The organism is Geothrix fuzhouensis, from assembly GCF_024609325.1.
Taxonomy (GTDB): Bacteria; Acidobacteriota; Holophagae; order Holophagales; family Holophagaceae; genus Geothrix; species Geothrix fuzhouensis.
On record NZ_JANHMQ010000004.1, the window covers coordinates 177,086 to 190,864 of the forward strand.

At 66.2% G+C, this 13,779-nt stretch carries 15 protein-coding genes and 4 tRNA genes; 17 read left to right on the forward strand and 2 right to left on the reverse strand.

The features are described from left to right. The first annotated feature begins 28 nt into the window (after nt 1-28). A complete protein-coding gene (locus NOV74_RS14125; RefSeq protein ID WP_257313778.1) occupies nt 29-1,120 on the forward strand; it encodes an acyltransferase family protein in 1,092 nt (363 codons plus the stop codon). Here the strand turns inward: NOV74_RS14125 and NOV74_RS14130 are convergent, their stop codons facing one another. Next, on the reverse strand, nt 1,121-2,563 hold the full coding sequence (locus tag NOV74_RS14130; protein ID WP_257313780.1) for a helix-turn-helix domain-containing protein: 1,443 nt from the start codon (nt 2,561-2,563) through the stop codon (nt 1,121-1,123). It lies immediately after the preceding gene. Nucleotides 2,564-2,717: 154 nt separating this feature from the next. On the opposite strand from NOV74_RS14130, the gene aceA reads away from it, so the two are divergent. Then, entirely contained in the window at nt 2,718-3,992 is a 1,275-nt protein-coding gene (gene aceA, locus NOV74_RS14135) for an isocitrate lyase (RefSeq protein ID WP_257313781.1), read from the forward strand. A gap of 142 nt (nt 3,993-4,134) precedes the next feature. On the opposite strand, the gene NOV74_RS14140 is transcribed toward aceA, so the two are convergent. Next, nucleotides 4,135-5,034, reverse strand: coding sequence for an alpha/beta hydrolase (locus NOV74_RS14140; RefSeq protein WP_257313784.1), 900 nt, complete (start codon nt 5,032-5,034; stop codon nt 4,135-4,137). Between the two features lie 88 nt (nt 5,035-5,122). On the opposite strand from NOV74_RS14140, the gene frr reads away from it, so the two are divergent. The 15 genes from frr (at nt 5,123) to rplA (ending at nt 13,773) form a co-directional block, all read left to right on the forward strand. Continuing rightward, a complete protein-coding gene (frr, locus tag NOV74_RS14145) occupies nt 5,123-5,695 on the forward strand; it encodes a ribosome recycling factor (protein ID WP_257313786.1) in 573 nt (190 codons plus the stop codon). A gap of 182 nt (nt 5,696-5,877) precedes the next feature. Further along, nucleotides 5,878-6,651: a TSUP family transporter gene (locus tag NOV74_RS14150; RefSeq protein WP_257313788.1), complete on the forward strand. Its 774-nt coding sequence runs from the start codon at nt 5,878-5,880 to the stop codon at nt 6,649-6,651. 43 nt (nt 6,652-6,694) lie between these two features. Next, a complete protein-coding gene (locus NOV74_RS14155) occupies nt 6,695-6,982 on the forward strand; it encodes a hypothetical protein (protein ID WP_257313790.1) in 288 nt (95 codons plus the stop codon). Nucleotides 6,983-7,093: 111 nt separating this feature from the next. Then, nucleotides 7,094-8,464, forward strand: a complete 1,371-nt coding sequence (locus NOV74_RS14160; RefSeq protein WP_257313792.1) for an OmpP1/FadL family transporter — start codon at nt 7,094-7,096, stop codon at nt 8,462-8,464. Nucleotides 8,465-8,487: 23 nt separating this feature from the next. Next, entirely contained in the window at nt 8,488-9,213 is a 726-nt protein-coding gene (gene rlmB, locus NOV74_RS14165; RefSeq protein WP_257313794.1) for a 23S rRNA (guanosine(2251)-2'-O)-methyltransferase RlmB, read from the forward strand. 181 nt (nt 9,214-9,394) lie between these two features. Further along, nucleotides 9,395-9,481, forward strand: a tRNA-Tyr gene (locus NOV74_RS14170). Between the two features lie 33 nt (nt 9,482-9,514). Then, nucleotides 9,515-9,590 (forward strand) — tRNA-Gly (locus NOV74_RS14175). 74 nt (nt 9,591-9,664) lie between these two features. Continuing rightward, a tRNA-Thr gene (locus NOV74_RS14180) sits at nt 9,665-9,739 on the forward strand. A 56-nt stretch (nt 9,740-9,795) separates the two neighbouring features. After that, entirely contained in the window at nt 9,796-10,989 is a 1,194-nt protein-coding gene (gene tuf / locus NOV74_RS14185) for an elongation factor Tu (protein ID WP_257313797.1), read from the forward strand. Between the two features lie 34 nt (nt 10,990-11,023). After that, complete coding sequence (rpmG, locus tag NOV74_RS14190) at nt 11,024-11,173, forward strand: 50S ribosomal protein L33 (protein ID WP_257305623.1); 150 nt, start codon at nt 11,024-11,026, stop codon at nt 11,171-11,173. A gap of 54 nt (nt 11,174-11,227) precedes the next feature. Beyond that, a tRNA-Trp gene (locus NOV74_RS14195) sits at nt 11,228-11,303 on the forward strand. Between the two features lie 69 nt (nt 11,304-11,372). Further along, nucleotides 11,373-11,567, forward strand: a complete 195-nt coding sequence (secE, locus tag NOV74_RS14200; protein WP_257313799.1) for a preprotein translocase subunit SecE — start codon at nt 11,373-11,375, stop codon at nt 11,565-11,567. Nucleotides 11,568-11,580: 13 nt separating this feature from the next. Further along, on the forward strand, nt 11,581-12,219 hold the full coding sequence (gene nusG, locus NOV74_RS14205; RefSeq protein WP_257313801.1) for a transcription termination/antitermination protein NusG: 639 nt from the start codon (nt 11,581-11,583) through the stop codon (nt 12,217-12,219). Between the two features lie 297 nt (nt 12,220-12,516). Beyond that, nucleotides 12,517-12,948: a 50S ribosomal protein L11 gene (rplK, locus tag NOV74_RS14210; RefSeq protein WP_257313804.1), complete on the forward strand. Its 432-nt coding sequence runs from the start codon at nt 12,517-12,519 to the stop codon at nt 12,946-12,948. 135 nt (nt 12,949-13,083) lie between these two features. Next, complete coding sequence (gene rplA / locus NOV74_RS14215; protein ID WP_257313806.1) at nt 13,084-13,773, forward strand: 50S ribosomal protein L1; 690 nt, start codon at nt 13,084-13,086, stop codon at nt 13,771-13,773. The last annotated feature ends 6 nt before the right edge of the window (nt 13,774-13,779 follow it).

A 13,779-nucleotide genomic window follows, 5' to 3' on the forward strand; every position in this document is an offset into this window, starting at 1 on the left:
GTGGTCCACTGACCCCTGACGAGGGAGGATGGCCCTGACCAGCACACCCGTGGAAGCCCGCCCCGCCCGCCTCGGCCTGCTGGATCCGCTCCGCGGCATCCTGGCGCTGTGTGTGGCGGTGTACCACCTGAGCGTCTGGTTTGCCATTTCGGAATCGGGTTCGGGCCTGAACATGGCCACGGCCCGCCTGGGGAACTACGGCGTGTCGGCCTTCTTCGTGCTGAGCGGCTTCGTGCTGTTCCGAACCACGCCCTGGAGCCGCCTCCAGAAGGAGGGCGTGGGCCGGTTCTACGAGCGGCGCTTCCTGCGGCTGGCGCCAGTGTTCTACCTCCTCTGCGCCGTGAACGTGGTCTTCCGCCTGGGCATGGGGCCAGAGCCCACCTGGGTGCGCATCCTGGAGAACCTGACCCTCACCTTCGGCGCCATCCATCCCAACCTCGCCCTGGTGACCGGCGGCTGGTACGTGGGCCTGGTGGCCCTGCTGTATTTCGCCTATCCCGTGCTGGCCTGGTTGCAGGCGAAGGGTGGGTCCCTGGGCGGGCTCGTCCTGCTCGCGGCGTTGGCCCTGGGGCTGTGGGCCTGGAGTCTGCCCGCCACCCTGCATGGGGTGATGGACCAGCCCCAGTGGAACCGCTTCCACACCTACGTCCCGGCGTCCAACCAGGTGTTCCTGCTGGCCTGGGGCGCCCTGCTGGCGGGGCTCCATGGCGTCACGGAGAAGCGGCTGGAGCCCAAGCTGGCTCTGCTGCTGGCCCTGCCGCTGGTGTGGCTGCTGATCAAACCGACGCCTCGGTTCTTCGACCATATGGCGGCCCTCACGGGTTGGCTCCGCTACGGCTACCTGCTGGTGGTGACGGGCCTGGTGGCGCTGGCGGCCTTCACCCGGCACACCGGCCTGGGCTGGACCGGAAGGCGGCTCACCCAGCTGGGGGCCTGGAGCTACGGCCTCTACCTGGTGCATCCCTTCACCATGAAGCTCGTGGCACCGCACGTCGCCGGCCGCCTGGGCTTCAGTCTGGCCCTGGGCCTGGCGATCATCGCCGCCTGGGCGCTCCACCGCTGGATCGAGGAACCGTTGGGGAAATTGGGGCGGGGCAAAAAGGGCGATGGCAGCCGCTGATCAAGCGCCGCCGACCCGCGCGTAGAAGCTCGTGCGGCGCAGGTTCTCCTCGACCTTGAAGGCCTGCTGCAGGGGCGGGAAGGCGCGCTGCTCGCAGTCCGTGCGCTCGCAGAGGCGGCAGGTGACTCCCACGGGGACCGGCGGCTGGTCCAGGCGCAGGCCGTCGGCGTAGATCAGCTCCTTGGCGTGGCCCATCTCGCAGCCCAGGCCCAGGGCCTGCATGGCGTGCTGCCCGCGGTAGCCGCCCGTGTCCTTCTGGATGGTGCGGGCGATGCAGAAGTACCGGCGACCATCGGGGAATTCGCTGATCTGGGTGCGGATGAGCCCCGGCGTGAGGAAGGCCGCATGGGCGTTCCAGCGCGGGCAGGCGCCGGAGAAGCGCGCGAAGCGGATGCCCGAGGCGGAGAAGCTCTTGGAGATGTTTCCGGCGATGTCGATGCGCAGAAAGTGGAAGGGCACGCCTTCGGAACCCGGCCGCCGCAGCGTCGTGAGCCGATGGCAGACCTGCTCGAAGCTGGCCTGGAAGCGCCGGGCCAGGATCTCGATGTCGTAGCGCTCGGCCTTGGCCGCCTTCAGGAACCGCTCGTAGGGCATGAGCACGGCGCTGGCGAAGTAGTTGGCCAGGGCCACGCGGGCCAGGGCGCGCGAGGCGTCGGTGCGCAGCAGGGGATGGTTCGCGAGCTCGTCCAGTAGGTCGCTGTGGTCCAGCAGCGCGAGCTGATGCGCGAGCTGGAAGGCCCGGCTGCGCTGCGGCAGCAGCTCGGAGAGGCTGAGCGTCCGCTGCTTCGGGTCGAAGCGGCGCAACAGGCCGGGGCCTTCGGAGAGCCGGTGGACCTTCACCTGGATGCCCCGGAGTTCATAGGCCGCCACCAGGCCCGGGTAGGGATGGTCGGCGTCCAGGGCGGCGCTGGTCCACAAGGCTTCGGCGGCGGACTCCAGCTCCGGGAAGTGGTTCATGGCCTGCTGGATGAAGTCGCCGACTTCTTCCGAAGGCAGCCGGGTGGCTTCGGGATCGAAACCCTGGCCGTCGCTCAGCTTGGCGGCCAGGGTGGCGAGGCTCTCCTGGGAGTGCTGGTAGGCGCGGTAGAGCTCGAAGACGCCCCGGGCCAGCTGGGGGCTGTTCTGCACCAGCTCGCGCACATCCTGCGCCTGAAGCCCCTGGGGTTCGAAGAGCGGATCGCCGAAGACCTCCATGAGGTCATCGGACAGGCGCTGGTCCTCCTCCGGGGCCAGGGCTTTGAGATCCAGGTGGAACTGCTGGGCCAGCCGGATGAGGAGAGGGGCCGTGAGGGGCCGCTTGTTCCCCTCGATGAGGTTCAGGTAGCTGGGGCTGATGCCCAGCGATTCCGCCAGTTGGACCTGGCTGAGGCCCTCCTGGCGGCGGAGGAGGCGGATCTTGGCGCCGAGGCGGGCGGCGGGCTTGGTGGGAGCGGCGGAAGGCATGGCTACCTCGTTTACATCAATTTACAAAATCAATGGAGAGAATTGACAGATATTTTCAAGTCAACCCCTATCAAATCAGCGGTTCATTGACTCACCCCAGAATAGGTCAATCTTTGACATTACGCCACACCCAACCCCCACCCCGAGGTGCCCCATGACCCCCAAGTTCCCCATCCCGCCCATCGAGGACGACTTCCAGGCGCACCGCTGGGAGGGCATCACCCGGCCCTACGGCCCTGAGACGGTCAAGAAGCTCCGCGGCAGCCTCCGCATCGAGCACACCCTGGCCAAGCTGGGGGCCCGCAAGCTCTGGAGGCTGCTCCAGAACGACGAGCCCACCCGCGCCCTGGGCGCCCTCAGCGGCGGCCAGGCCGTCCAGATGGCCAAGGCCGGCCTGAAGGCCATCTACTGCTCCGGCTGGCAGGTGGCGGCGGACGCCAACCTGTCGGGCCAGACCTACCCGGACCAGAGCCTCTACCCCGCGAATTCCGTCCCCGCCCTCGTGAAGCGTCTCAACGGCGCCCTGCAGCGGGCCGATCAGATCGAGCACGGCGAAGGCGGCGTGAGCCGCGACTGGTTCCTGCCCATCGTGGCGGACGCCGAGGCGGGCTTCGGCGGCCCCCTCAACGCCTACGAGCTCATGAAGGGCATGATCGAGGCGGGTGCTTCCGGCGTCCACTTCGAGGACCAGCTCTCCAGCGAGAAGAAGTGCGGCCACCTCGGCGGCAAGGTCCTCATCCCCACGGGCCACTTCATCCGCACCCTGGTGGCGGCCCGCCTGGCGGCGGACGTCATGGACGTGCCCAGCCTCATCATCGCCCGCACGGACGCCGACTCGGCCCGCCTCATCACCTCCGACATCGACGAGCGCGACCGGCCCTTCCTCACGGGTGAGCGCACGCCCGAGGGCTTCCACCGGATCACCGGCGGCGTCCAGATGGCCATCGCCCGCGCCAAGGCCTACGCCCCCTACGCGGACCTCATCTGGTGCGAGACCTCCACGCCCGACCTGAAGGAGGCCCGCGAGTTCGCGGAGGGTGTTCACGCTGCGTTCCCCGGCAAGCTGCTGGCCTACAACTGCTCGCCCTCCTTCAACTGGAAGAAGAAGCTCTCGGACGAGGAGATCGCCACCTTCCAGCGGGAGCTGAACGCGCTGGGCTACAAGTTCCAGTTCATCACCCTGGCGGGTTTCCACAGCCTCAACCACGGCATGTTCGAGCTGGCCAACGCCTACCGCACCGAGCACATGACCGCCTACGCGCGGCTGCAAGAGGCCGAGTTCGCCGCCGAGGCCCAGGGTTACACGGCCACCAAGCACCAGCGCGAGGTGGGCACGGGCTACTTCGACGAGGTGGCCCAGGCCATCAGTGGCGGGCTGGCTTCCACCCTGGCCCTGGTGGGATCCACAGAGTCCCAGCAGTTCCACTGACGGCTTGAGCCTGGAGTACTTTAGGGTCTGTCTTCAAAGTGAATGCGAGCCGCGACGACGTCCGGCCGCACCCTACTTTGAAAACAGACCCTAGGCTTTTCCGGACAGGGCCCGGAAGGAACTCCAAAATCTGGAGGCTGGGCTACTTGGTCACGGGTGTGGGCTCAGTCTTCTTTTCCGCGGGGTTCTGACCGCCGGTGACGCCTTCCGTGGTGGCGGGGGCCGGGGCGGCAGCCTTCGCACGCCCAGCCTCGTAGGTCTTTCCGGTGTGGTGGTAGGTGAGGTATTCGCCGAAGTAGACCGCCATGAGATCGCTGCAGTCCTTGAAGAAGGCGAACCCGTGGGCCTCGCCCTCCTTCAGGTCCACCGCCACGCCGGGCAGGTCCTTCACGACCTGGGCGTTCTCGGCGGCCTCCTTGTCGCCGCTGGCGGCCAGCACCAGGATGGAGGGTCGGCTGCGGAGCACGGCGCCCTTCAGGCGGTCCCGGGCGTCGGCGCCGAAGGCGCTGCTGCCAGCGGGGCTGAGGCTGAGGACAGCCACGGGCTTCACTTCGGGCGCGGCCAGAAGCACCGCGAAGGCGCCCACACTGGCGCCGGCCAGGCCGATGCGGCGGCCATCCACGCCGGGCTGCTTGCGGAGCCAGACGGCGGCCTGGGCCAGGTCAGCAGGGATCTTGTCGAAGCCCACGGCCGTGGCGGAGGTGGCGAAGTCGGCACTCACCCGGACCTCGGTCCCGTTCTTCATGGCGCTTTCGCCGTGGCCACGCAGATCCAGGGCCAGCACGCCGATGCCCCGTGCCAGGAGCTTGTCGGTGAGGGGAGCCCAGCCGGTCCGGTCCGAGTGGAACTGGTGGGCGAGGATCACCACCGGGACCTTGGCCTTGGGTTTGGCGGTGGGCAGGGTGAGCGTCCCCTTGAGGGCGAAGCCGTCCGCACTGGTGAGAGCCATGTCGGTGGTGGAAGACGCGGCCACCAGCGGGGCAGCCAGTGGAGCGGCCAGGATCAGGGCCGCGAGAGGAGCCAGCAGACGGGGTGTGCGCATGGGGACCTCGTGAAAGTGCCCTACTGTAGCACCCAAGTTCCTGCGCCCCTGAGGTATAAAAGAAGGCTTCCGCTCTTTCGAGGTGCCCATGTCCCAGACCCCCGACGCCATCCTGCAGGAAACCAAGCGCCGCATGCATGCGTCCGTGGAGGCGCTCAAGAAGGAGATGGCCACCATCCGCACGGGTCGGGCCAACGCCAGCCTGTTGGACAACGTGCATGTGGAGTACTACGGCTCCATGGTGCCTCTGAATCAGATGGGCACGGTCTCGGTGCCCGAAGCCGGGATGCTGGTGGTGACGCCCTTCGACAAGAGCGCCATCAAGGCCGTGGAGACGGCCATCCTCAAGTCCGACCTGGGCATCAACCCCGGCAACGATGGCAACGTGATCCGCCTGCCCATCCCCATGCTCACGGAGGAGCGCCGCCGGGACCTGGTGAAGGTGCTCCACCGACTGGGCGAGGAGATCAAGACCGGTGTGCGCAACATCCGCCGGGATGCCAACGAGGACGTGAAGAAGCTGGAGAAGCTCAAGGAAGGCCACATCTCCGAAGACGCCGCGAAGAAGGCCCTGGAGGACATCCAGAAGCTCACCGACCTCCACACCAAGGAGATCGACGAGGCCCTGAAGCACAAGGAAGCGGAGATCCTGAAAGTCTGACCCCGCCGGGTGGCGGAGCGCGCTGCCGTGCAGCGCGCGAAGCCGGGACCCGGCGAGGGTCAGAATAACGACCGAATGGGACGCGATCCCACGCGGCACCGAAGCCGGGACCCGGCGAGGGTCAGAATCACGCCTGAGTGGGACGAGGTCCGGCACGGGCAATTGCACTGGATGCCTGCTCCATGCCCAGCCTTCCCGAGCTTCTCCTCCTCATGCTCGCCGCGCTGCTGGCGGGGTTCATCGACGCGGTGGTGGGCGGGGGCGGGCTCATCACCGTGCCGGCGCTCATGCTCGGTCTGCCCGCGGGCACGCCGCTGCCCACGCTGCTGGGCACGAACAAGGTGGTGGCCGTCACGGGCACCACCCTGGCGGCCGGCAAGTTCCTGCGCTCGGGCACCCTCCCCTGGCGGGAGATGGTGGTGCCGGTGCTGGCCTCGGCCCTTGGCGCTTCGGGCGGAGTCTGGCTCACCTACCGGGTGCACGCGGACTTCCTCCGGCCGGTCATGCTCGGGCTGTTGGTGGCCATGCTGGCCTTCACGCTGTTGAAGCCGGACCTGGGCCGCCTGCACGCACCCCGCTACGGCCTGCACCACCAGCGCGGACTGGCGGCGCTCATCGCGATGGCCCTGGGCTTCTATGACGGCTTCTTCGGTCCCGGGACGGGGTCGGTGCTGATCTTCCTGTTTGTGGCCGTGCTGGGGTTCGACTTCCTGCGGTCGTCCGCCCTGGCCAAGAGCGTGAACTGGGCCTCGAACCTCACGGCCATGGCACTCTTTGTCTGGCAGGGCAGCTGGCTTCCCTCCGTGGCCCTCGGCATGGCCGCGGCCAACGGGGTGGGGGGCTACTTCGGTGCCCACATGGCTCTCAACAAGGGCAGCCGCTGGGTGCGGGGCCTTTTCATCACCGTGGTGGCGGCCCTGATTCTGCGCCTGGGCTGGCAAGTGCTTCGCGGCTGAAACGGGCATTCCAATTCCCGCGGTGCCCGCCTAGGCTAATGCGATGCCCTCCCGTCCCCGTCCCTTCACCTGGGACGTCCTCATTCGAACCCTGAGATTCTTCTACCTGCTGTGGGGCGGGATGCTCCTGTCCACGCTGGCCTTCTATGGCCGGTTGAAGCTGCCGCCGGCCTTCTGGCATTGGCCGGAACTCTGCCGGGCCCTCATGGGGCCTTGGGGACGAGCCCTGGCCCTGGGTTTCGGCCTGGTGATGTGCCTGGCGGCCCTCCTGGAGGTCTGGGAACTGGTGGATCGCCTGCTGGTGCGATTCATGGGGGAGTCGGAGCACTAGTTAGAACACTCCGCTTGGTGAATCGGACCCTTTTGGCGATCCTGGAGCCTTGGGCTTGAACCCTTTCCGGGTTCGGGCCATTCAAGAAGCGTGTCTCGGAGGCGTGGCGATATGGCGCAGGCAGTTCGTGGAATGTTCGGGGTAGGACTGCTGCTGGGCGTGGCCGCCCTGCCGGTGGCAGCTCAGAGTCTAGCCCTCCCGGCCGTGGACCCCGTGGGCATCGCCCGCGGCGGCGCCCAGGTGGCTTATGGCTACAGCCTGGAGGCGGCTACGGCCAATCCTGCGCTGCTGGCCTCCCAGAAGGAGAAGACCGGCTTCTACCTGGCGGCAGGGCTGGAAATGGCCTCCACGCAGCAGAGCCTGGAGTCGAACCAGAAGACCTTATACAGTTTCGACCGCAACCGAGTCATTGGGGGCTTCGGGCTGGCCAAACGCCTCTCGGCGACGCTCACCCTGGGTCTGAAGCTGGATGAACCGTACCTCCGCCACGAGAAGCTGCTGGATAACGCCCCCAGCCGCTACTTCGGCGATGGCATCGATCTATCGGCTCGTCGCCTGGAAGGGCAGGCTGCTTGGGCCCTCAACCCCAACATGTCCGTTGGCCTAGGCCTCGGTGTGGCCCGACTCAGCTACGATTCCAGCAGCGTCATGCGGTTCGGCGTGCCACTCGATCCCTCCCAGCCCGTGTCGGGAGCCAATCCCGTGCAGGGCCTGGTGGAACAGCGGGTGGGCCAGAGCGGGAACAAGGTGGTTCCAAGCTATTCGCTGGGTTTTCGCTGGGCCATCAACCCCCGCTGGACCCTGGGTGCCACGCACCAGTCCGGCCTGAAGGGCGATCTGGCGATGCACGCCGGCTTCCAGGATCCATATCTGGGCCTCTACGCCAATGATGGCCTCAGCAGCGCCGACCTGGGCACAGGAACCCGGGCTACGGCGCTGTTAGGGGCTTCGACCCCGGTGGTGGGCGGGTCGAGAACACTGGAACTGCCTTCTCAGACCACCGTGGGCTTCCGGCATCGCGCCCATCCCATGGTGACCTGGGAGGCGGATCTCCGCTGGACGTCCGCGGGCCTGCGGGTACCTGCCTTCGCCCTGGTGGCCACCCCTTCGGGTCCGGTGACTGCCCCGGCGGAGCTGCCCCGCGGCAAAGGCCATTTCGGACTCAGCGCTTCGGTGGAAATCGAACTGGACAAGGACTGGACCCTGCGGAGCGGCCTCAGCCTCGACCAGCGCTCGGTGGATGAGTCGATGACCGAGCCCCTGCTGGGTGGCTCGCGAACCGCGGCCTTCTCCGTGGGTGCCGGGTACAAAGCCTGGGGTGGCGAGTGGAGCATCGGTTACCAGTACCGCCAGAGCGAGGACCAGGACACCCACCGCCTCACCGGCGTCTGGAGCGACACGGGCTTCCGCACCGGCGTCACCCGCACGAGGGTCGAAGGGATGGGGCACCTCATGGCCATCGGGTACAGGAGGGCGTTCTGAGCAGCCTCGGGACTGGCTTCTAGATGCGCTACCTCGGCCCCCATGCGTGTGAAGAGGCCCTGGCCAGGGGCGAGCTCCACACGGTCTGGCTCGCGCCAGCGGCGTTCGGACGAATGGCGAAACTCATCGCCGAGGCCCGCGGCGCGGGCGTGGTCATCCACCGCGAACCCATGGAGGGCCTGGATCGCCGCGCGCAGGGCCAGCGCCATCAGGGCGTGCTGGGCGAGGGCGGTCCCTTCGCCTACACGGAGTTCGAGGAGATCGTGGCTCGCCTCAAGGCCAAGGGTGATGCCGCGCTGGTGCTGGCCCTGGATGGGGTCACCGATCCCCACAACCTGGGGGCCATCCTGCGTTCGGCTGCGGCCGCCGCGGTGGATGGCGTGATCCTGCCGGAACGGCGGTCGGCGGCGGTGAACGAGACGGTGGTGCGTGCCAGTGCGGGCACGGCGGGCCGCGTGCCTGTCTGCCGCGTGGTGAACCTCGGCCGCACGCTGGATGAGCTCAAGGAGGCCGGTGGCTGGATCTACGGCCTGGCGGCGGGCGAGGGCAGCCGGGACTACCTGCAGGAGCCCTTCGATCGCGCCACAGTGCTGGTGATGGGGGCCGAAGGAGAGGGCCTGCACCTCAAGATCCGGGAACGCTGCGACGGCCTGCTGTACATCCCCATGCCGGGCGGCATCGAGAGCCTGAATGTCTCCGCGGCCGCGGCAGTAACCCTCTTCCGGGTCCTGGCCCGGCGGCAGTCGTGAGCGCGCCCGGAAGTTTCCCCTTGAGGCACCCGTGGACGCGTGATATCTTTCGAGTTCCCTGTCAGGAAAGCCCTGCCTCGCAGCGACCCTGACACGGAGCCCCGGTAGGGGTTCCGAGGGGACGTTTTCCGGGCTTTCCGGGAAGCATTGACAAGCCCCGGGAGGGGCGACGGACAAGCATGCCGAGATGGCCGAGTGGTTAATGGCAGCAGACTGTAAATCTGCCACGCAACGCGTTACGGAGGTTCGAATCCTTCTCTCGGCACCAGTCCGCTGGACCCTAAGTTCTCGGGATTCCATCGCGGGAATAGCTCAGTTGGTAGAGCGTCAGCCTTCCAAGCTGAATGTCGCGGGTTCGAACCCCGTTTCCCGCTCCACCCTCCTCCCCCGTCCCGCCGGTTCCACCCGGCCCGACGGCAAGGCCCCCCGCCTCACGGCGGGAAGGTTCAAAGCCCACATAGCTCAGTGGTAGAGCACTTCCTTGGTAAGGAAGAGGTCACCGGTTCAAGCCCGGTTGTGGGCTCCACCCTTCGCACTGTTCAACCTTCCTTCATTCTCTCTTCCACCCTTCAGGAGGCACCCGTGGCCAAAGAGAAATTCGACCGTTCCAAGCCCCACGTCAACATCGGCACCATTGGCCACGTGGACCACGGCAAAACCACTCTGACCGCAGCCATCACCTTCATCCTCGCGAAGAAGTTCGGCGGCGAGACGAAGTCGTACGACCAGATCGACTCCGCGCCTGAAGAGAAGGCCCGCGGGATCACGATCAACACCGCCCACGTCGAGTACCAGACCGAGAAGCGCCACTATGCCCACGTGGACTGCCCTGGCCACGCTGACTATGTGAAGAACATGATCACTGGCGCGGCCCAGATGGACGGCGCCATCCTCGTGGTCGCCGCCACCGACGGCCCCATGCCCCAGACCCGCGAGCACATCCTGCTGGCCCGTCAGGTCGGCGTGCCCTACATCGTGGTCTTCATGAACAAGATCGACATCGCCGATCCCGAGCTCGCCGAGCTGGTCGAGATGGAAATCCGCGACCTGCTCTCCTCCTACCAGTACCCCGGCGACGAGATCCCCATCATCAAGGGTTCCGCCCGCCTGGCCCTGGATCACGCCGACACCCCCGAGCACCCGGACTGCAAGTGCATCCTTGAGCTCATGGATGCCGTCGATGCCTACATCCCCAATCCTGTCCGCGCCATCGACAAGCCCTTCATCATGCCCGTCGAGGACGTGTTCACGATCACCGGCCGCGGCACCGTGGTGACCGGCCGCATCGAGCAGGGCATCGTCAAGGTTGGTGAGGAAATCGAGATCATCGGCCTCAAGGACACCGTCAAGAAGGTCGTGACCGGCGTCGAGATGTTCCGCAAGTCCCTGGATCAGGGTCAGGCTGGCGACAACGCCGGCATCCTGCTCCGCGGCGTGGAGCGCAAGGACGTGGAGCGCGGTCAGGTGCTGGCCAAGCCCGGCAGCATCACCCCCCACACCAAGTTCAATGCCCAGGTGTACGTGCTGACCAAGGAAGAAGGCGGCCGCCACACTCCGTTCTTCAACAAGTACCGTCCTCAGTTCTACTTCCGCACCACCGACGTGACCGGCTCCATCGAGCTCGAGGCCGGCCGCGAAATGGTGATGCCCGGCGACAACGTCACCCTGACGGTGGAGCTGATCCAGCCCATCGCCATGGACAAGGGCCTGAAGTTCGCCATCCGCGAGGGTGGACGTACCGTGGGCGCCGGCAACGTGGGTGAGATCCTGGCCTAATGGCCTGATCCGCCCTCCGACTTAGGAGGTCCAGATGCGCGACATCGTTCACCTGCAGTGCCAAGACTGCAAGCGCAAGAACTACAGCACCACCAAGAATAAGAAGACCACCACCGGCAAGCTTGAATTCAACAAGTTCTGCCGCTTCTGTGGCGGGTATAAGATTCACCGCGAGACCAAGTAGGTCTCCGGTCGAGGGGTTTCCCACCCGGCGCTACCAACAGCCGGGTGGTCCCACAGGGGAGTAGCTCAGTTGGTAGAGCAGCGGACTCCAAATCCGCAGGTCGCGGGTTCGAAGCCTGTCTCCCCTGCCACCTTCCCGGCCCCGGCGATCCTGCTCGGGGCCAGGTTTTTCTCACCGAATCCTTTCCACGGGGTCCAACGTGATCGGCGCCATCAAGCAGCAGGCCAGGGATCTGTTCGCGGAACTCGACCGGGTGGACTGGCCTAGTAAAGAGAAGGTCATCAGCTCCACATGGACGGTCGTGATCGTCTCGGTGTTTGTCGGCGTCTACCTGTGGTCCGTGGACTGGGTCCTCTCCAAGGGTTTCGCGTACTTCTTCCTGAAGACACGCTGAGCCGGAGGCAACCATGACCGATTTCGTGAGCACCCCCCAGGACACGGTGGTTCCGCCCCAGACGCAGGGTCGCGAGCTCAAGTGGTTCATCATCCACACCTATTCGGGCTATGAAGCCAAGGTGATGGAGCATCTCCGTCAGCGCATCAAGATGGAAGAGCGCGACGAGAACTTCGGGGACATCCAGATCCCCGAGGAGACCTACGAGGAGATGAAGGTCGACGCCAAGTCCGGCAAGAAGGAGCGCGTCGTCAAGAAGCGCAAGTCGTTCCCCGGCTACCTGCTCGTGCAGATCCAGGTGGAGCGCAAGCCCGGCGGCTCCGTCGAGATGGCTGACGCCGACTGGCACCTGGTGCGCAACACGCCCAAGGTGACCAGCTTCGTGGGCGCCAACAAGAAGCGGCCCACGCCCCTGACGGACGAGGAAGTCCGCCAGATCATGCACCACACGGAAGAGACCCAGGAAAAGCCCAAACCCAAGTACCACTTCGAGAAGGGCGAAAAGGTCCGCATCATCGACGGCCCCTTCGCCAACTTCGAGGGCGACGTGGACGAGATCCACGAGGAGCGCTCCACCATCAAGGTCATGGTCACGGTCTTCGGTCGTTCCACCCCCGTCGAGCTGGACTTCATCCAGGTCGAGAAGCGGTGAATGCTGTCCGGGGGACCGCGCTGCGCGCTCTCCATCTGACGCATAGCGCCCCGCGCTGTGCTCCTGCAGACCGGCCGCGGAGATGGAGCCTCCCCCCGGAGCGCCCTCGCCCGGCGCAGCCGGGCAACGGCTTTCCCCACATTTCCTGAAGACTTTCTCCGGTCCTTCAGGTAGACTTTCACGTCCCGGTCCGTCTGGATCGGGACGTTTTCAACCCGGCTGGGTGATCCGCAGGATCCCCACCCTACAAGGCGGACGTCGCCGGCATGTGCCGGAATCCTCCGCGGGAGCATCGACATGGCAAAGAAGGTTACCGGCTACATCAAGTTGCAGCTGCCCGCGGGCGAAGCCACGCCGGCCCCTCCCGTTGGTCCCGCGTTGGGCCAGCACGGCGTCAACATCATGGAATTCGTGAAGCAGTTCAACGCGAAGTCGGTCGGCTCCGTGGAGAAGGGCACCACCCTCCCCGTGGTCATCACCGTCTACGCCGACCGCAGCTTCAGCTTCATCCTGAAGACCCCGCCCGCCGCCGTGCTGATCATGAAGAAGCTTGGCCTGCCCAAGGGCAGCGCCACCCCCAACAAGGACAAGGTCGGCAAGATCACCAAGGCGCAGCTCGCCGAGATCGCCAAGGTGAAGATGCCCGACCTCACCGCCGGCAGCCTTGAGGCCGCCGTCCGTTCCATCGCCGGCTCCGCCCGCTCCATGGGCGTCGAAGTCATCGATTAACGCCGATGTTTTTCGTGTGGGTCCCAAGCCCACGCGACGTTCTTTCTTGCCTTTGATTTTGTTGGAAAGCCGCGCCGTGCGGCGATCCCGGCCACCGCGACCGTCATCGCGGGAGATTGTTCGAATGGAGCCAATATGGCAAAACCTGGAAAGAAGTACCGGGCTGCCGCGGCCATGATCGAAGATCGCCCCTACGAGCTGAAGGATGCGCTCACCGTTGTGAAGGACGCGGCCTACGCCAAGTTCGACGAAACGGTCGAAGTGCACATGCGGCTCGGAGTGGATCCCCGTCACGCGGACCAGATGGTCCGTGGCACCATCGTCCTGCCGCACGGAACGGGCAAGACGATGCGCGTAGCGGTGATCGCGGGTGGCGAGAAGATCAAGGAAGCGGAAGCGGCGGGCGCCGAGATCGTGGGCGGGGACGAGCTGGTGGAGAAGATCGCCGGTGGTTTCCTCGACTTCGATGCCCTGGTCGCGACTCCCGACATGATGAAGGGCGTTGGCCGTCTGGGTAAGGTGCTGGGTCCCCGTGGCCTGATGCCCAACCCCAAGACCGGCACCGTGACCTTTGACGTGGTCAAGGCCATCAAGGAGATCAAGGCTGGCAAGGTGGAGTACCGCGTCGACAAGACCGGCATCATCCACGCGCCCGTCGGCAAGCTCTCCTTCGGCGTCGAGAAGCTGGAAGAGAACGCCAAGGCGCTCATCGATGCCGTCCACAAGGCCAAGCCCGCCACGGCGAAGGGCAAGTACGTGAAGACGATGTATATCGCCTCCACCATGGGCCCCTCGGTCACCCTCAACACCGCTGTTGAGAAGTAGGAGGCC

What these genes read in the sequence shown, in the direction of transcription:
- NOV74_RS14125 (WP_257313778.1), top strand. Translation starts at nt 29, where the DNA reads ATGGCCCTGACCAGCACACCCGTGGAAGCCCGCCCCGCCCGCCTCGGC.
- NOV74_RS14130 (WP_257313780.1), bottom strand. Translation starts at nt 2,563, where the DNA reads ATGCCTTCCGCCGCTCCCACCAAGCCCGCCGCCCGCCTCGGCGCCAAG.
- aceA (WP_257313781.1), top strand. Translation starts at nt 2,718, where the DNA reads ATGACCCCCAAGTTCCCCATCCCGCCCATCGAGGACGACTTCCAGGCG.
- NOV74_RS14140 (WP_257313784.1), bottom strand. Translation starts at nt 5,034, where the DNA reads ATGCGCACACCCCGTCTGCTGGCTCCTCTCGCGGCCCTGATCCTGGCC.
- frr (WP_257313786.1), top strand. Translation starts at nt 5,123, where the DNA reads ATGTCCCAGACCCCCGACGCCATCCTGCAGGAAACCAAGCGCCGCATG.
- NOV74_RS14150 (WP_257313788.1), top strand. Translation starts at nt 5,878, where the DNA reads ATGCCCAGCCTTCCCGAGCTTCTCCTCCTCATGCTCGCCGCGCTGCTG.
- NOV74_RS14155 (WP_257313790.1), top strand. Translation starts at nt 6,695, where the DNA reads ATGCCCTCCCGTCCCCGTCCCTTCACCTGGGACGTCCTCATTCGAACC.
- NOV74_RS14160 (WP_257313792.1), top strand. Translation starts at nt 7,094, where the DNA reads ATGGCGCAGGCAGTTCGTGGAATGTTCGGGGTAGGACTGCTGCTGGGC.
- rlmB (WP_257313794.1), top strand. Translation starts at nt 8,488, where the DNA reads ATGCGCTACCTCGGCCCCCATGCGTGTGAAGAGGCCCTGGCCAGGGGC.
- rpmG (WP_257305623.1), top strand. Translation starts at nt 11,024, where the DNA reads ATGCGCGACATCGTTCACCTGCAGTGCCAAGACTGCAAGCGCAAGAAC.
- nusG (WP_257313801.1), top strand. Translation starts at nt 11,581, where the DNA reads ATGACCGATTTCGTGAGCACCCCCCAGGACACGGTGGTTCCGCCCCAG.
- rplK (WP_257313804.1), top strand. Translation starts at nt 12,517, where the DNA reads ATGGCAAAGAAGGTTACCGGCTACATCAAGTTGCAGCTGCCCGCGGGC.
- rplA (WP_257313806.1), top strand. Translation starts at nt 13,084, where the DNA reads ATGGCAAAACCTGGAAAGAAGTACCGGGCTGCCGCGGCCATGATCGAA.